The 13,860-nt window shown below is 54.7% G+C and carries 11 protein-coding genes and 1 pseudogene; 2 read left to right on the top strand and 10 right to left on the bottom strand.

The window, feature by feature from the left end:
* Positions 1-4: 4 nt before the first annotated feature.
* Genes ACMYSL_RS20745 through ACMYSL_RS20730 form a run of 4 tightly spaced genes read right to left on the bottom strand, consistent with a single transcriptional unit; the run spans position 5 to position 4,519 of the window.
* Positions 5-1,006: an ABC transporter permease gene (locus ACMYSL_RS20745; RefSeq protein WP_181483074.1), complete on the bottom strand. Its 1,002-nt coding sequence runs from the start codon at positions 1,004-1,006 to the stop codon at positions 5-7.
* Positions 1,006-1,992 (bottom strand): ABC transporter permease, encoded by a 987-nt coding sequence (locus ACMYSL_RS20740; RefSeq protein ID WP_434659803.1) that lies wholly within the window; start codon positions 1,990-1,992, stop codon positions 1,006-1,008. The genes ACMYSL_RS20745 and ACMYSL_RS20740 overlap by 1 nt, the downstream gene beginning before the upstream one ends.
* The gene (locus ACMYSL_RS20735) at positions 1,989-3,494 is read right to left on the bottom strand and encodes a sugar ABC transporter ATP-binding protein (RefSeq protein WP_434664185.1); all 1,506 of its coding nucleotides are present in this window, start codon (positions 3,492-3,494) and stop codon (positions 1,989-1,991) included. The genes ACMYSL_RS20740 and ACMYSL_RS20735 overlap by 4 nt, the downstream gene beginning before the upstream one ends.
* 44 nt (positions 3,495-3,538) lie before the next feature.
* Positions 3,539-4,519 carry a sugar ABC transporter substrate-binding protein gene (locus ACMYSL_RS20730; protein WP_110273311.1) on the bottom strand — a complete coding sequence of 327 codons (981 nt, stop codon included), beginning with the start codon at positions 4,517-4,519 and terminating at the stop codon, positions 3,539-3,541.
* A 413-nt stretch (positions 4,520-4,932) separates the two neighbouring features.
* On the opposite strand from ACMYSL_RS20730, the gene ACMYSL_RS20725 reads away from it, so the two are divergent.
* A complete protein-coding gene (locus ACMYSL_RS20725; protein ID WP_434659802.1) occupies positions 4,933-7,242 on the top strand; it encodes a molybdopterin-dependent oxidoreductase in 2,310 nt (769 codons plus the stop codon).
* A 102-nt stretch (positions 7,243-7,344) separates the two neighbouring features.
* On the opposite strand, the gene ACMYSL_RS20720 is transcribed toward ACMYSL_RS20725, so the two are convergent.
* Both ACMYSL_RS20720 and mtnC read right to left on the bottom strand, forming a co-directional pair.
* A complete protein-coding gene (locus tag ACMYSL_RS20720; protein ID WP_434659801.1) occupies positions 7,345-7,887 on the bottom strand; it encodes a 1,2-dihydroxy-3-keto-5-methylthiopentene dioxygenase in 543 nt (180 codons plus the stop codon).
* The gene (gene mtnC, locus ACMYSL_RS20715; protein WP_181483070.1) at positions 7,884-8,573 is read right to left on the bottom strand and encodes an acireductone synthase; all 690 of its coding nucleotides are present in this window, start codon (positions 8,571-8,573) and stop codon (positions 7,884-7,886) included. The genes ACMYSL_RS20720 and mtnC overlap by 4 nt, the downstream gene beginning before the upstream one ends.
* A 188-nt stretch (positions 8,574-8,761) precedes the next feature.
* Here mtnC and ACMYSL_RS20710 point away from each other — a divergent pair, with 188 nt between their 5' ends.
* Positions 8,762-9,907: a pyridoxal phosphate-dependent aminotransferase gene (locus tag ACMYSL_RS20710; protein ID WP_434664183.1), complete on the top strand. Its 1,146-nt coding sequence runs from the start codon at positions 8,762-8,764 to the stop codon at positions 9,905-9,907.
* On the opposite strand, the gene ACMYSL_RS20705 is transcribed toward ACMYSL_RS20710, so the two are convergent.
* The 4 genes and pseudogenes from ACMYSL_RS20705 to dsbG form a co-directional block, all read right to left on the bottom strand.
* Positions 9,908-10,537, bottom strand: coding sequence for a ParB N-terminal domain-containing protein (locus ACMYSL_RS20705; RefSeq protein ID WP_434659800.1), 630 nt, complete (start codon positions 10,535-10,537; stop codon positions 9,908-9,910).
* Positions 10,522-11,745, bottom strand: a complete 1,224-nt coding sequence (locus ACMYSL_RS20700) for a phosphoadenosine phosphosulfate reductase (protein ID WP_434659799.1) — start codon at positions 11,743-11,745, stop codon at positions 10,522-10,524. Before ACMYSL_RS20700 ends, ACMYSL_RS20705 begins: the two co-directional genes overlap by 16 nt.
* A 103-nt stretch (positions 11,746-11,848) precedes the next feature.
* A pseudogene (gene citR, locus ACMYSL_RS20695) lies at positions 11,849-12,759 on the bottom strand (DNA-binding transcriptional repressor CitR).
* Positions 12,760-12,961: 202 nt separating this feature from the next.
* Positions 12,962-13,708 (bottom strand): thiol:disulfide interchange protein DsbG, encoded by a 747-nt coding sequence (gene dsbG / locus ACMYSL_RS20690; protein ID WP_434659798.1) that lies wholly within the window; start codon positions 13,706-13,708, stop codon positions 12,962-12,964.
* Positions 13,709-13,860 lie beyond the last annotated feature (152 nt).

Raw genomic sequence — 13,860 nt, 5'->3', positions numbered from 1 at the left:
CCACTTAACGATGGGTTTGACGCAGGCGCGCCTGCCAGAAGGAGAGGGCCAGCGCGACGACCAGAATCACGCCAACCAGCGCATCTTTCACCAGGTAGTTCAGCCCCATCAGGTTCAGGCCGTTATCAATAATCGCGAGGAACAGCACCCCGCCGAGGGTTCCGGCGATGCTGACCCGGCCCAGCCGGTTAAAGGCGGTACCGATAAACACCGCGGCGATGGCGTCCATCAGATAGGCCTGGCCGGCCAGCGGCGTAAACTGGCGCAGGTTGGCGGAAAGAATAACGCCGCCGACGGCGCACAGGGCGGAGGCCGCCACCAGCACCCACAGCATGGTACGGCGGTCGCGAATTCCGGCGATGCGCGCCGCTTCGCCGTTCTGACCGATAGCGCGAACGTATTTGCCAAACAACGTACGTTCGGTAATCAGCCACGCCGCCAGCCACAGCACCAGAACAATGACCACTGGCGTTGGAATACCGGCGATATTACCGACCGCCAGATCGTGATATTCCGGTGCCATCCGGCGATAAGAGATAGAGCCACCGCCGTCGGTATAAATGCGCTCGGCGCTGCTGGCGATAAACCAGGTGCCGAGGGTGGCGAGGAACGGGCGAATCTGGCAGATAAGGATCAGGAAGGCGTTCAGCAGGCCGATAATCACCCCGCCGAGCAGCGCGCAGCCGACCGCAGCCTGCCACGGCAGGTGCCAGGTTTTCAGCGCCACCAGCGCAAAAGCCGCGCCAAAATCAAGCGCCACGCCGACGGAGAGATCAATCGCCCCGGCGCTGACGATAAGGGTCATCGCCATCGCCACAATCAGCAGGATCGCGCTGCCCTGTAGCAGGTTCGCCCAGTTATCGAAGGTCAAAAAAACCGGATTTGCCCAGCCGAACAGGGCAATCGCCAGCAGAGTAATCACGCCGAATCCTGCCCGCGACAGCCACGCCAGCGGATTCGCTGCGGTTTGCCCCGTTGATGGGGTCTTGAGCGTCAACTGGCTCATCAGTTGCCTCCTTTATGTCTGACCGCCGAAGCCGCCAGTACCACGAGGATCAGGCCGCCTTTAATCGCGCCCATCCAGAAAATGTTCACCCCCAGCAGGCCGAGCCCGTTAGAGAGCGCGTTGACCAGCACCGCGCCGAGCAGCGCGCCCCAGATGGTGACCACGCGACGCCGCGAGAACGCCGCGCCGATAAAGGTGGCGAGGACGGTTTCCAACAACAACGGCGTTGCCGTGCCGCTGGAGCTGCCGGAGCCCTGGCTGAGCAGCGGTAAAATCGCCAGACCGGCGGCGATCCCCGCCAGTAGCCAGACGATGATGGTCAAACGGCGCACATTGAGTCCGCTCATCTGCGCCATATCGCGGTTGCCGCCTACCGCCTGTAAATGCTGGCCAAAGCGGGAGTGATGGAGCAGAAACTGAAACAGCGCGAAGACCGCCAGCAGGTAGATAAGCGGCCACGGGATGCCGAACAGGTTGTTATCGCGAAAGGCCACCATCAGCGGGTCGTTTACCGCGATGCGCCGCTGCCCGGTCAGCAGGTCAGTCAGCCCGGTGAAGGCGACGGAGGTTGACAGGGTTGCCAGCAGCGGCGGCAGGCCCGCCGCCAGCACCAGGGTGGCGTTGACCGCACCGCAGGCCAGACAGACGGCAATCAGCAGTAAAAACAGCAGCAGGTAAGGGGTATTCCACTCCGTCATGCCGAGGCTCAGCAGCGCTACGCCGAGCACCGCGATGGCGGGCAGCGAGAGGTCGATGCCGCCGGAGACCACATCATCGCCGCCGACGGCGATGACGCACACCAGGCCGAAGCAGAGGATCGCCAGCGGCACGCTCTGCACCAGCATCATGCTGATATTTTGCCAGCTTAAAAAAAACGGCGACTGGAGGCTGAGCCAGACCAGCAGCGCGAAAAAGAGAATCAGGGGGAATTTTTCGATTAGCGTCGTTATGCCCGTAAGGGGGCGGCGCTGGATACCTGCACTCATACCTGTTGTTCCTGTCCACCGTTGATCGTCACCAGCAGGGCGTCCAGCGTCAGCCCCTGGGTCGGAAGATTGGCCACCAGCTCGCCGCGCCACATTACCAGGATGCGGTCGCAAAGGCCCAGCAGTTCCGGCGCGTCGCTGGAAGAGACCAGCACGCCGCGACCGCGATCCGCCAGTTCGCGCGTGCGCTGATAAATATCGCTGCGCGCGCCGATATCGACCCCGAGCGTGGGTTCATCAAGAATAAATAGCCGCGCGTCTGTGCCCAGCCAGCGGGCGAGAATCGCCTTTTGCTGGTTGCCGCCGCTCATGAAGCGCACCGGCAGTTCCGGGCGACCGGGGCGGATGGAGAGCTGTTCAATCCAGCTGTGCGCTTTTTCCAGTGCCCGCCCTCGGTGTTCCCAGCCGAAGGTGGCGGTATCCGGCAGCGAGGCAAGGTTAATATTGTCGGCAGTAGAGAAGGGGAGAATCAGCCCCTGATGGCGACGGTCGCGCGGGACCAGCGCCAGCCCGGCGCGGGTGGCCTGATAGGGCGTGCGCAGTCGTTTCGGCTCGCCGTCGATGTTAATCGTGCCGCTACGGGCGCGGCGCAGGCCGTAGAGAAGATCGACCAGCACGTCGCGCCCTGCGCCAAGCAGACCCGCCACGCCGACGATCTCGCCCGGCTGAATATCAAAGCTAATATCGTTTAATTGCTGGCCGTCGCTAAGGTGGCGAACCGACAGCACCGGTACGGCGGTATCGACTGCCAGAGCGCTGCTCTGACGCGGGGTATAGAGCTGTTCGATATCGCGCCCGACCATCATTTTGATTAGCGCATCGGTATTTTGCAGGAGTTCACGGTCGGGGTAGCCGACAACCTCGCCGTTACGCAGCACCGTACCGCGATCGCAAAGGGCGGCGATTTCGTTGAGATAGTGGGAAATATAAAGAATCGCGATCCCTTGCTCGCGAAGGCGCAAGATGGCTGAGGAGACCAGGCTGGCTTCCTGTGCTTCCAGCGGCGCGGTGGGTTCGTCGAACACTACCAACTTTGCCGCGCCGTCAATCAGCGCTCGGGCGATTTGTACCAGCTTGCGCTCGGCAAGGCTGAGATCGCGGATCAGGCGGCGCGGATTGATTTCCAGTTGCCAGCTGTCGCGGAAAAACGCCTCGGTCGCGGCATTCATCCGCCGTCGATCCAGCGCGCCCCAGCGGGTGCGGTACTCCTGGCCGAGGAAAACCGATTCCGCGACGGTAAAGTGCGGGATCAGGTTGAGCTCCTGATGAATGACGCGAATGCCCAGCGCTTCAATAGCCGCCGGATTGCCGAGCGGCAGAGGCGCGCCGTCGAGCGTGGCGTTGCCGCTATCGGCCTGATAGACGCCCGCAAGAATTTTAATTAGCGTCGATTTTCCCGCGCCGTTCTCGCCGATCAGGCCGTGAATTTCGCCAGGGTTCAGAAGCAGCGTGACCGCATTTAATGCAGTCACGTTGGCAAAGCTTTTGCTGATCTGGTTCATCGCCAGACCAGCGGCGGGATTGGCCCCGCCGGTAGATTGAGTGATCACTGCAGTTCGCCATATCCCAGCTGTTTGTAGACCGCTTTCGCTTCCTGCGGGCCTTTCACCGGGACCACCGGGATAAAGGTTTGTACCGGCAGTTTCTGCTTGTCGAAGTAGCGGGCGACGTTGTCGGCAGAGGTCTGGCCGATCAGGTGCGGCTGCTGCGCGACGTTGGCAACGAACGGGCTGCCCGGCTCGGCCATGATTTCCAGCGTTTCCGGGCCCGCATCGATGGCGGTGACTTTAACGTCTTTGTCGCGACCAGTCTCTTCCAGCGCCTGGACAATACCGATAGCGGGCTGATCCCAGCAGGCAACATGGATGGCGTCGAGCTTACCTTTTGGATATTGGCTCAGCAGTTCGAGGGTTTTCTTACGTGCATCTTCCGGAGAGTTGGCAAACTGTTCCGCCAGCTCTGGTTGAATAATATGAATATCCGGGTAATCCTTAAGGACATATTTCCACTGGTCATAACGAATGCCGCAAATACGCAGGGAGCTGGAGAAGGCGTTAAATACTGCAACGTTGCCTTTGCCGCCTAGCTCATCGGCCATATAACGACCAATGGTCGAGCCTAATGTGTAGTTATCGGAAGTGGTGTTATTGACGGAGTATTTTGAAACGTGGTCAACGGTAAATACCGGAATGCCCGCATCGCGCAGTGCTTTGAATTTAGGCTCAACGGCGCTATCGCCCAGAATGCTAATTACCGCATCGACTTTACGCGACAGCAAAATATCGTGGTTATTGGCATGAACCTGGTTGTCACGGCCACCGTCGACGCCGATCACTTTACCGCCCAGTTTCTCTACCTCTTCGGTCGCACCTTTATAGGCTTCACGATCCCAGAAGTGCTGCGTGCCGACAACGGCGACGCCGATAGTTTTCCCCTGAAGCGATAAGGCATCGGCCGCCAGGGCGTTAACGGAGGCGAGCGAGAGCAGGCCCAGCGCGATGGGCAATAATTTCATTTTCTGCGACATTCTTATTATGGTCCTGTGATGGAGGTGGCTGCGGAGCAGTAGCATGACAATAACAGCCATGCAACCTCAAATACAAAATATGTCTAAGTTATATCAACAATGTTATATCGCAGATTTGCCTGAGGAAAACGTAAATTTGTCATCTGCAACCTGAAAATATTTCATGATGCGATTTTATCCATTTTTATTTTGTGGATTTAATTTGCTTGCAAGTCTTATTTATTCAAATAAAGATTGCTACGTAATTATAATTATTCTGTCGCTGTAATATATCGCATCCTGGAATAACGTAGACCTATTCTGCGTGGAGAATCCTTTCTCTATAGCAGATTGTATGGTGATACGTATTTTATTCCCAAGATTCGTGCGCTTTATTATGGCGACCTTTATCGGGTGAGAAGAAAACAGGCAATATGAGAAAACAACATAATCTGACCGTGATGCACTGGGGAACCTGGCAAGTACAGGCTCGCGACGGCAAGATTGATGCGGTGACGCCGGTGCCCTGGGATAAAAATCCCTCACGTATCGGTCAGTCGCTCCCCGATGCGGTCACCAGCAAGACGCGAGTTCGTCGCCCGGCGGTACGCGCGGGTTACCTGCAAAATGGCCCGGCTTCGCGAGAGGGTCGTGGCAAAGAGCCGTTTGTAGAAGTGAGTTGGGAGGTGGCGCTCGACCTGCTGGCCCGCGAGCTGAAGTCGGTCAAAGCGCGCTGCGGTAATGAAGCCATTTTCGGCGGTTCCTACGGCTGGGCCAGCGCCGGGCGTTTTCACCATGCCCAAAGCCAGCTGCACCGTTTCCTCAAGTCATTCGGCGGCTATACCGCCAGCACCAACACCTACAGCAGCGCGGCGGGTGAACGCATTCTGCCGCATATCCTCGGGCCGCTAAGCCCACTGCACCGTCAGCACACCCATTTCTCCGAGCTGGCGCGGGAGTGCCAGCTGTTTGTGGCGATTGGCGGCCTGCCGCTGCGTAATTCGCAGGTCAACGGCGGCGGCGCCAACGACCATATGCTGAAATACTGGCTGGAGAAGATGCAGGAGCAGGGAACGCGTTTCGTCAATATCAGCCCGGTGCGTAATGATCTGAGCGCCGTGGAGAGCGCCGAGTGGCTTGCCGTTCGTCCGGGGACCGATACCGCGCTGCTGCTAGCGCTCTGTTACGTTCTGATTAACGAATCCCTGTACGACAGCGGCTTTGTCGCCAGCCATACGGTAGGCTTTGCAACTTATCGCGCCTACCTGATAGGGGAGAGTGACGGCGTCGCGAAAACGCCGGAGTGGGCGGCGGCGATAACCGGCATTGACGCTCCGCAGATTATTGCGCTGGCACGTGAGATGGCCAGCAAGCGCACGATGGTGAATATTTCCTGGTCCATTCAGCGGGCGCGTCAGGGCGAGCAGGCTTACTGGGCAACGGTAGCGCTCACCGCGCTGCTGGGGCAAATTGGTACGCCGGGCGGCGGGCTGGGATTTGGTTATGCCTGTACCAATCTGGCGGGAGCGGCGCGTAAAGCGTTTTCCGGCCCACGTCTTCCGGCTGGCAAAAACGCGGTGAACAGCGTGATCCCGGTGGCGCGGCTCTCCGATATGCTGCTGCATCCGGGCGAATCCTATGAGTTTGACGGTCAGCATTTGCGCTATCCCGATATTCGCCTGGTTTACTGGGCGGGCGGCAACGCGTTTCATCATCACCAGGATATTAACCGTCTGTGTGAAGCCTGGCGGCGGCCGGAAACCGTCGTGGTACATGAACAGTACTGGACCGCGCAGGCCAAATTCTGCGATATCGTTCTGCCGGTCACCACCTCGCTTGAGCGGGAAGATATCGGCAGCGGCGGCCACGACGGCTTTATGATTGCCATGAGCGCGCAGATCCCGCCGGTAGGCGAAGCGCGCGACGATTACGCCATCTTCTGCGACCTTGCCGAAAGGCTGAGCTGCGGCGAGCGCTTTAGCGAAGGACGTGATGCCGGGCAGTGGCTACGGCAAATCTATGAAGAGTCGCGACCACGCGCCCGGGAAGAGGGAATTGAGCTGCCGTCGTTCGAGGCGTTCTGGCAACAAGGGGTACTGGAATACAGCACGCCTGAAAAACCGCAGGTATTTCTGGCCGATTTTCGCGCCGACCCGCAGCGCTATCCGCTCTCTACGCCGTCCGGCAAGATTGAGCTATTTTCCGAAACTATCGCCGGATTTGGCTATCGTGAATGCCCCGGTCACCCGTGGTGGGATGAGCAGGAAGCGGCCTGGCAACGGCAGGAAGCAGCGCGCTGGCCGCTGCATCTGCTCTCCAGCCAGCCGCGTACCCGGTTACATAGTCAGTACGATCACGGTAGCGTAAGCCGGGCGACAAAAATTCAGGGGCGCGAGCCGCTGTGGATGCATCCGCTGGATGCGCAGGCGAGGGACATTAGCGAAGGCAGCGTGGTGAAAGTTTATAACGCCCGTGGGGCGATTCTGGCCGGGGTGCATCTTAGCGAGCAGATTTTGCCAGGCGTAGTGCAGATGTCGACCGGAGCCTGGTACGATCCGCTGGACCCAAATGAAAAGGGGTCGCTGGATAAGCACGGTAATCCTAACGTGTTAACTGAAGATCGTGGAAGCTCGCGGCTGGGGCAGGGCTGTAGCGCCCAAAGTTGCTGGGTGGAAATTGAACCGTGGCGTGATGTACTGCCACCGGTGACCGCTTTCGATCCACCGAGGTTTCTTCGGGCTTAGGTGCCGGGAATTGCCGGGCGGCGGCTGGCGCCTTGCCCGGCCTACGGGGTGGGTAACCCGGACAAGGCGCGCCATGCGCATCCGGGAAACTAAATTCTGGCGTTATGCCAGGCGCGGGTAGGCGCTGGCGATATCGTCGCCGGTAAACTGGGCGATCCAGCCTTCCGGGTTATCGAAAATGCGGATCGCGGTGAAGTTCGGCTCTGACCCCATGTCAAACCAGTGCGGCGTGTGCGCAGGGACGGAAATTAAATCGTTCTTTTCACATAAGACCTGGAACACCTCGTCGCCAATATGCAGGCAAAACAGACCGGCGCCTTCGACGAAGAAGCGCACTTCGTCTTCTCCATGAGTATGTTCATTGAGGAATTTTTCCCGCAGCGCATCTTTCTGCGGGTTATCCGCGCGCAGGCTGATCACGTCCCAGCTCTGGTAGCCTTTCTCTGCAACCAGCTTATCAATTGCATGCTGATAGGCAGCAATGACCGTTTCTGAAGTCGGTGCCGCGCCTAAATCGCGGTCGGCCTGCCAGCGCTCGAAACGTACGCCTTTGGCGTTGAGCTGTTGCTGGATCTCTTCGGCGTTGGTGCTGTGCCAGAGCGGGTTTTGCGGGTCTTTCACGGAAAAAATGGTTAATGCGCTCATGCTGGGATCTGCTCCGGATGAATATCGTCAAAACGCTGAACTTGCGGATGATGGCTGGCCGGGTCGCGGTCGCCGCGCACCAGTTGTACTGTACGGAAACCGGCTTCTTCTGCGGCATCCAGCTCCTGATGGATATCGGACAGGAACAGGATCGCGGCAGGAGGGTGCCCCAGTTGCTCAGCAATATTGCGGTAGGACTGCACTTCACGCTTAGCGCCTACCAGGGTATCGAAATAGCCGTTGAACAAATGAGTAATATCACCTTCATCGCTGTAGCCAAATAACAATTTCTGCGCGGCAACGGAGCCTGAGGAATATACATAGAGATCAATACCCTGTGATTTCCATTTTTCCAGCGCCGGGAGAACGTCCGGATAAAGGTGGCCGGTGAAGTCGCCGTTCACATAGCCATCGCGCCAGATAATTCCCTGTAGCGCCTTCAGGGCGGTAGATTTGCGGTCTTCATCCATAAAGGCAAACAGGGTGTCGATAAGCAGCGCGGTGCTGGCTCCAGGCTCGGCTATCTCTTCGCGCAGGTTATCGAGGATGGTCTTTACCGGCTCGACAAACTGCTGAGCGGTGACGAAGCCGGCCAGGCGTTCGCGGGCGTAGGGAAACAGGACGTTATGGACGAAGCGAATGTCGCTGGTGGTGCCTTCAATATCGGTCACGATAGCGCGGATCATGAGTTCTCCAGAGTGAGCGGTGGGTCGTGCTGACGGTGGCGTTGTGTTGATAGCTGCATTTAAATCATAAGCGAAATAACATTATCATTTAGACGTCTAAGCGTCTTGATTGCCAAATATTAGCATCGTGTTATAGTGGCTTCAACAACAGCATCACAGACGGTACAAAAAGAATGAGCAATAAGCCACTGATTCCTGAGAGTAAACTCCCTTCATTAGGCACCACTATTTTTACCCAAATGAGCGCCCTGGCTCAGCAGCATCAGGCGATTAACCTGTCGCAGGGCTTTCCGGATTTTGATGGCCCGCGCTTTTTGCAGGAGCGGCTGGCGTATCATGTTGCGCAGGGGGCCAACCAGTATGCACCGATGACCGGCGTGGCGGCGCTACGCGAAGCGATAGTCGATAAAACCGAAGAGTTGTACGGTTACCGCCCCGATGCCAACAGCGACGTGACCGTTACCGCTGGGGCGACGGAAGCGCTGTATGCGGCGATTACCGCGCTGGTACGCACTGGTGACGAAGTTATCTGCTTTGACCCGAGCTACGACAGCTATGCCCCGGCGATTGAGCTATCGGGCGGCGTGCTCAAGCGTATTGCTCTCCAGCCGCCGCATTTTCGCGTTGACTGGCAGCAGTTCACCGAGACCCTCAGCAATAAAACCCGGCTGGTGATCCTCAATACTCCGCACAACCCGTCGGCGACGGTATGGCAACGTGAAGATTTTGCTGCCCTGTGGCAGGCGATTGCCGATCGTGAAATCTATGTGATTAGCGATGAAGTTTATGAACATATCTGCTTTGCCGCCGAAGGACATGCCAGCGTGCTGGCGCATCCGCAGCTGCGCGAACGGGCGGTGGCGGTTTCTTCATTCGGCAAAACTTTTCACATGACCGGCTGGAAGGTGGGTTACTGCGTGGCGCCTGCCGCCATTAGCGCTGAACTGCGTAAAGTGCATCAGTATCTGACGTTTGCCGTCAATACGCCTGCTCAGCTGGCGATTGCCGATATGCTGCGCAGCGAACCGGAGCACTATCGTCAGCTACCGGAGTTTTACCGCGAGCGTCGGGATCTGTTTATTGATGCGCTGCGTACTAGCCGTCTTGAAATTTTGCCCTGTGAAGGGACTTATTTCCTGCTGGCGGACTACAGCGCAATCTCGGATCTGGATGATGTGAGTTTTTGCCGCTGGCTAACCACAGAAATTGGCGTGGCGGCGATCCCGCTGTCGGTATTCTGCGCTGACCCGTTCCCGCATAAGCTGATTCGCCTGTGCTTCGCGAAACAGCCAGCAACGCTGCTGGCTGCGGCAGAACGCCTGTGTCGTTTGTAGCTATTTAACGGTCCATGCCTGAGAGAATTGACGGTCGCCGAACATCTCCACCAGACCGTTGATTTGCTTCAGGCGTAATACTTCATCTGAATCCATTCCTAATTCTTTGCCGATTTTATCGTCAGACCAGCCGAGATGCGCCAGCTCCTGGACAATCTCCGACATCGCATGAATCTGATGACGACCGCGCGCCCGGTTGTGGCGAATGGTGGCGGCCATCAGGGTATCGCGCTTGGCGGTACTGCTTTCCAAGCAGGTGACGGGGAGATAGCCTTTCAGTCGTTTTTTCAGCGCTGCTTTGCCGTTGGCTAGCTCGTGGCGATGAAAACCATCGACAATCGAGTAGTGTTCCTGTCCCTGTTTCAGCACCACGATGGGCTGAGTAAAACCATCTGTTTCCAGGGAGGTGAATAGCAGCCTTTTTTCCGGCGGAGCAAGGTTGTTTGGGTTGTAATCATTAGGCGTAACGGTCTCCTGCTTGACCCATAATACGCAATCGACGGGTTGTGATTTGAATGGACTATATTCATGTAAAATCTGGCGAAAGGCGTTAAGTGCTGTAATCTTTTCCTCCTCTCCCCTCAATGACTGAAGATAGCATTCAAGTTCTTGAATTAATTGTCGTTGCATAATATCCCCCATTGCTGACGCTTTTGATTCATACGCTCACGGTAGCGTTTATATTGATTAGATTTGGTTGGGCTAAAAGAGAGCTGGCGGCACCAGTAATCATTGTTCAATAGCACCTTGCAGATGCGCCGCCATGAAGGAATGTCTTTGGAGCCGATATCTGCCGCCTGGGTGTCGGGAATATCCATCATCCCTTGTTTTTGATACCAATGGAGATAGACGGCGATTTTATTGCGATAATGCTCCGCTGTTTTCTCCGGCATGCTGTCGAGCAAAAACAGGGCGTAGCTTTTCCAGGTATGATGCTCGGGTTTATCCATCTTGCGATGCCCGTAGAACTTATTATCATGCCCGGCGTAGACGCCGCCGCAGTGCACGCCGCTGACGCGTTGACACATCGCGGCCCAGCGCTCGGGTTCTAATACATGATAAAGCCATAGCCCCTGACGCTGTTCCGGGCCGAAGGGTTCACAAATCCGCATGTAGCGTAACGGGACGCCTGCCTGGTACATCAGGTTATAGAGTGGGTTGTAGGTCAGACCGCTTTTGCCAAACCAGGTCCAGATATCGGCGGTTTTCCAGTCGTAGATAGGGTAGATATACCACGCGTGACCGCCGGGTGCTGAGGTAGTCCAGGGTTTGTCGTCAGCAAAGCGCAGTTTTCGCTGCGAGGAAATGGTGATAAACCGATTAAGCGATTCATCGGCACGAATGCCGACCATGACCGCGGCCGGCCGGTTTTGCGAGAACCAGTCGGCAAATTCGCGGACAAACGTTTCAAAACTCATCCCCACCTGATAAAACGGGAAATAATCCGGGTCGGTAATTGCATCCTCTGGAGGCTGGCGTACCCAGTCAGCGCCGGGTTCCCAGCATTGCCATTCTGGATTGAACTGGGTGAGGGAGTTTTGGGTCGTTAGAGGTAATGCGACCCAATAAAATTGTTCAATGACGTCGCGATATTCTTCGCGCATCTTTTCGCAGTGGGCAATGGTACAGGAAAACTGCGCTTCCCAATCAATAAATAGAACGCAAATCTTTTTGCCCGTTTGGCGAGCGTGCCGCGCGGTGAGGTGCAGCATGGTTGTGGAGTCTTTTCCGCCGGAAAAGGAGACGCAAATACGAGAGAAGTTTTCCATTACCCACTCTATTCGCTGCTGACTGGCTTGCAGAACGGATTCTGGTAATGGAAGTTTTATAAAAGACACAGCCATTATTCCTTTGATATCAAAGATACTGTGTAGTTACATTATATTCCTTTCTTAATCAAGATATTAGTTATTATTCATGCAGATAATGTGTGGCCGATAATCATGCAAAAATATTATTTGTCTCACAGTCACTGATGAATTTCATGAAGTTATGATCATCAAGATTAACGCGATTATAGAGCATGTAAATCATCATCGTTGGGATTTTGAAAGGAGCATCTATAATTTTAAGTTTATTTTTAAAAGTTAAATGTTGCAGGATACAGGTGGGTACAAACCCAATTAAATTAGTTTGCTGAATAACATTCACAATCGCGATATAAGAGTCGCTACTGAAAGAAATTTTTCTATCAGCCAGAAGGCCGGCGGCCTGGCTCTGAAAGGATTTAGCCCCGAGATCATTAGAAAGATAATATGTAAAGCTCTCCTGGAGTATGGCTTTAGTTGTTGTTAACGACTCTACTCGCGGGTGGTGCTCGTTGCAAACAAGAGCAATCTCGAGTTCCTGAACAGGTTTGCACACCGTGGCTCTGGATGACAGCGACGAGGTACTAAATATCAGATCGGCTTTACGGTAGGATAATAAGCTCTCGACGGATTCCCCCGACGCCAGAAGATCGTGATGTTCAACATGAAGATTTGAATCATCTAATAACATATGAATTAAATTTGTTGTTTTTGGGGTAATAAAAAGTTGCGGCGCATAAACAACAAGGCGTTTTCTTAACTCGGAACGATTGGTGATATTGATGGTTTGTTCGAGCTGGTTAAGATTTTTTCCAGATGATGATGCAGGTTAACGCCTACCGTCGTGGGCGTTATCCCTTTACCAGAGCGGACAAACAGCGGGTCATTAAGTTGATTTCGCAGGCGCTGTAGTGACTGACTGACCGCTGAAGGGGTAATAAAGAGCGTTTCCGCTGCCTTACTGATACTTAAATTCTGGTAAATGCATTCGAAAATAACCAATAGGTTAAGGTCAAATTTTTTGAGATCGTAAAGATTAGCCATTATCAACGTCCTGTTAAGTTGGCGAGAGTAAAAAAGGGAGTATTATGTGCTTGCATGATATTCACTGTGTGATTATTCATTTTTTTATTATTTAAAACTAAGTATTGCATTAAGTTTATCTAAATATATACCACAGAAACGCATTCCGCCAGATCCTTTTGTGTACTGGCAAACCAGGCAGAATGCGTTAGTTTAAGAACGCTTAGTTTGCACCCATCATAATCTGTAGTTTTTCTTTATCTGGAAGCCCGATCGCTTGCTGAAGTGTATTTTCTTTATTCATATAGTAAATGGCCGGAGTCACGTTAGCACCGAGTTCATCCATTAATTGCTGGTTGAAATTAAGTACCTTCATTTGTTCTGGCTGAATGGACGTTGGCACATCCAGCCGCATTTTACCGCCGGATTGCTCATAGTCATGCCAGGTCTTCGCCGGATCTTTGCTGGCAAGAATCGCTGCCGCCGCGGCTGGGCTTTCAGGTTTGATGACACCGACTAAGAGGGTGCGCAACTGAACTTTTCCTGCGTCTACCCACGGACGAGCCTGTTGCCAGAATTGTTTGCAGTAGGGACAGAACGGGTCAGCAAAGACGTACAGGACAATAGGAGCCTCTTTTTTGCCGTCAAGAAGCCAGCTGGCTCCCTCCAGCTTTTTCCACATCTCCTGGCCTGCAGGCGTATAAAGCTCTTTCTGAAATAACTGTTCGCTGAGGTTGGTACCCTTCTCATCATACATATAGCCTGAAATGGCGTGCTTGCCATCAGGCGTCAGGTAGATGGCGACGCCCATATCCTGATATTTTCCTAACCAACCTTTTACTCCGCCAGGCGCTTCGAAGGACTTAATGATGGTAATACCCTGTTTTTCAATTGCTTTTACGGGGGCGGGAAGATCCTCGGCATAGCTGCATAAGGGTAAAAGACTGAGGAAAAACAGACGTTTTAACATGATCATTCCTTGTTAAATCAATGGGGAGAGTAAGTATAGTGGTAAAACCTATTGCAGCCATAGGTAGGACCTGGAGCTGGGTAGATTGCCCTTTAAGCCCGCGGGTGATGTAATCCCTATGCTGTTACATTAAGGTGTAGAGCGCAACACAT

It is taken from the genome of Klebsiella sp. MISC125 (assembly GCF_051131775.1).
Lineage (GTDB): Bacteria > Pseudomonadota > Gammaproteobacteria > Enterobacterales > Enterobacteriaceae > Klebsiella.
This window is presented reverse-complemented; position numbering and strand designations above follow the sequence as displayed.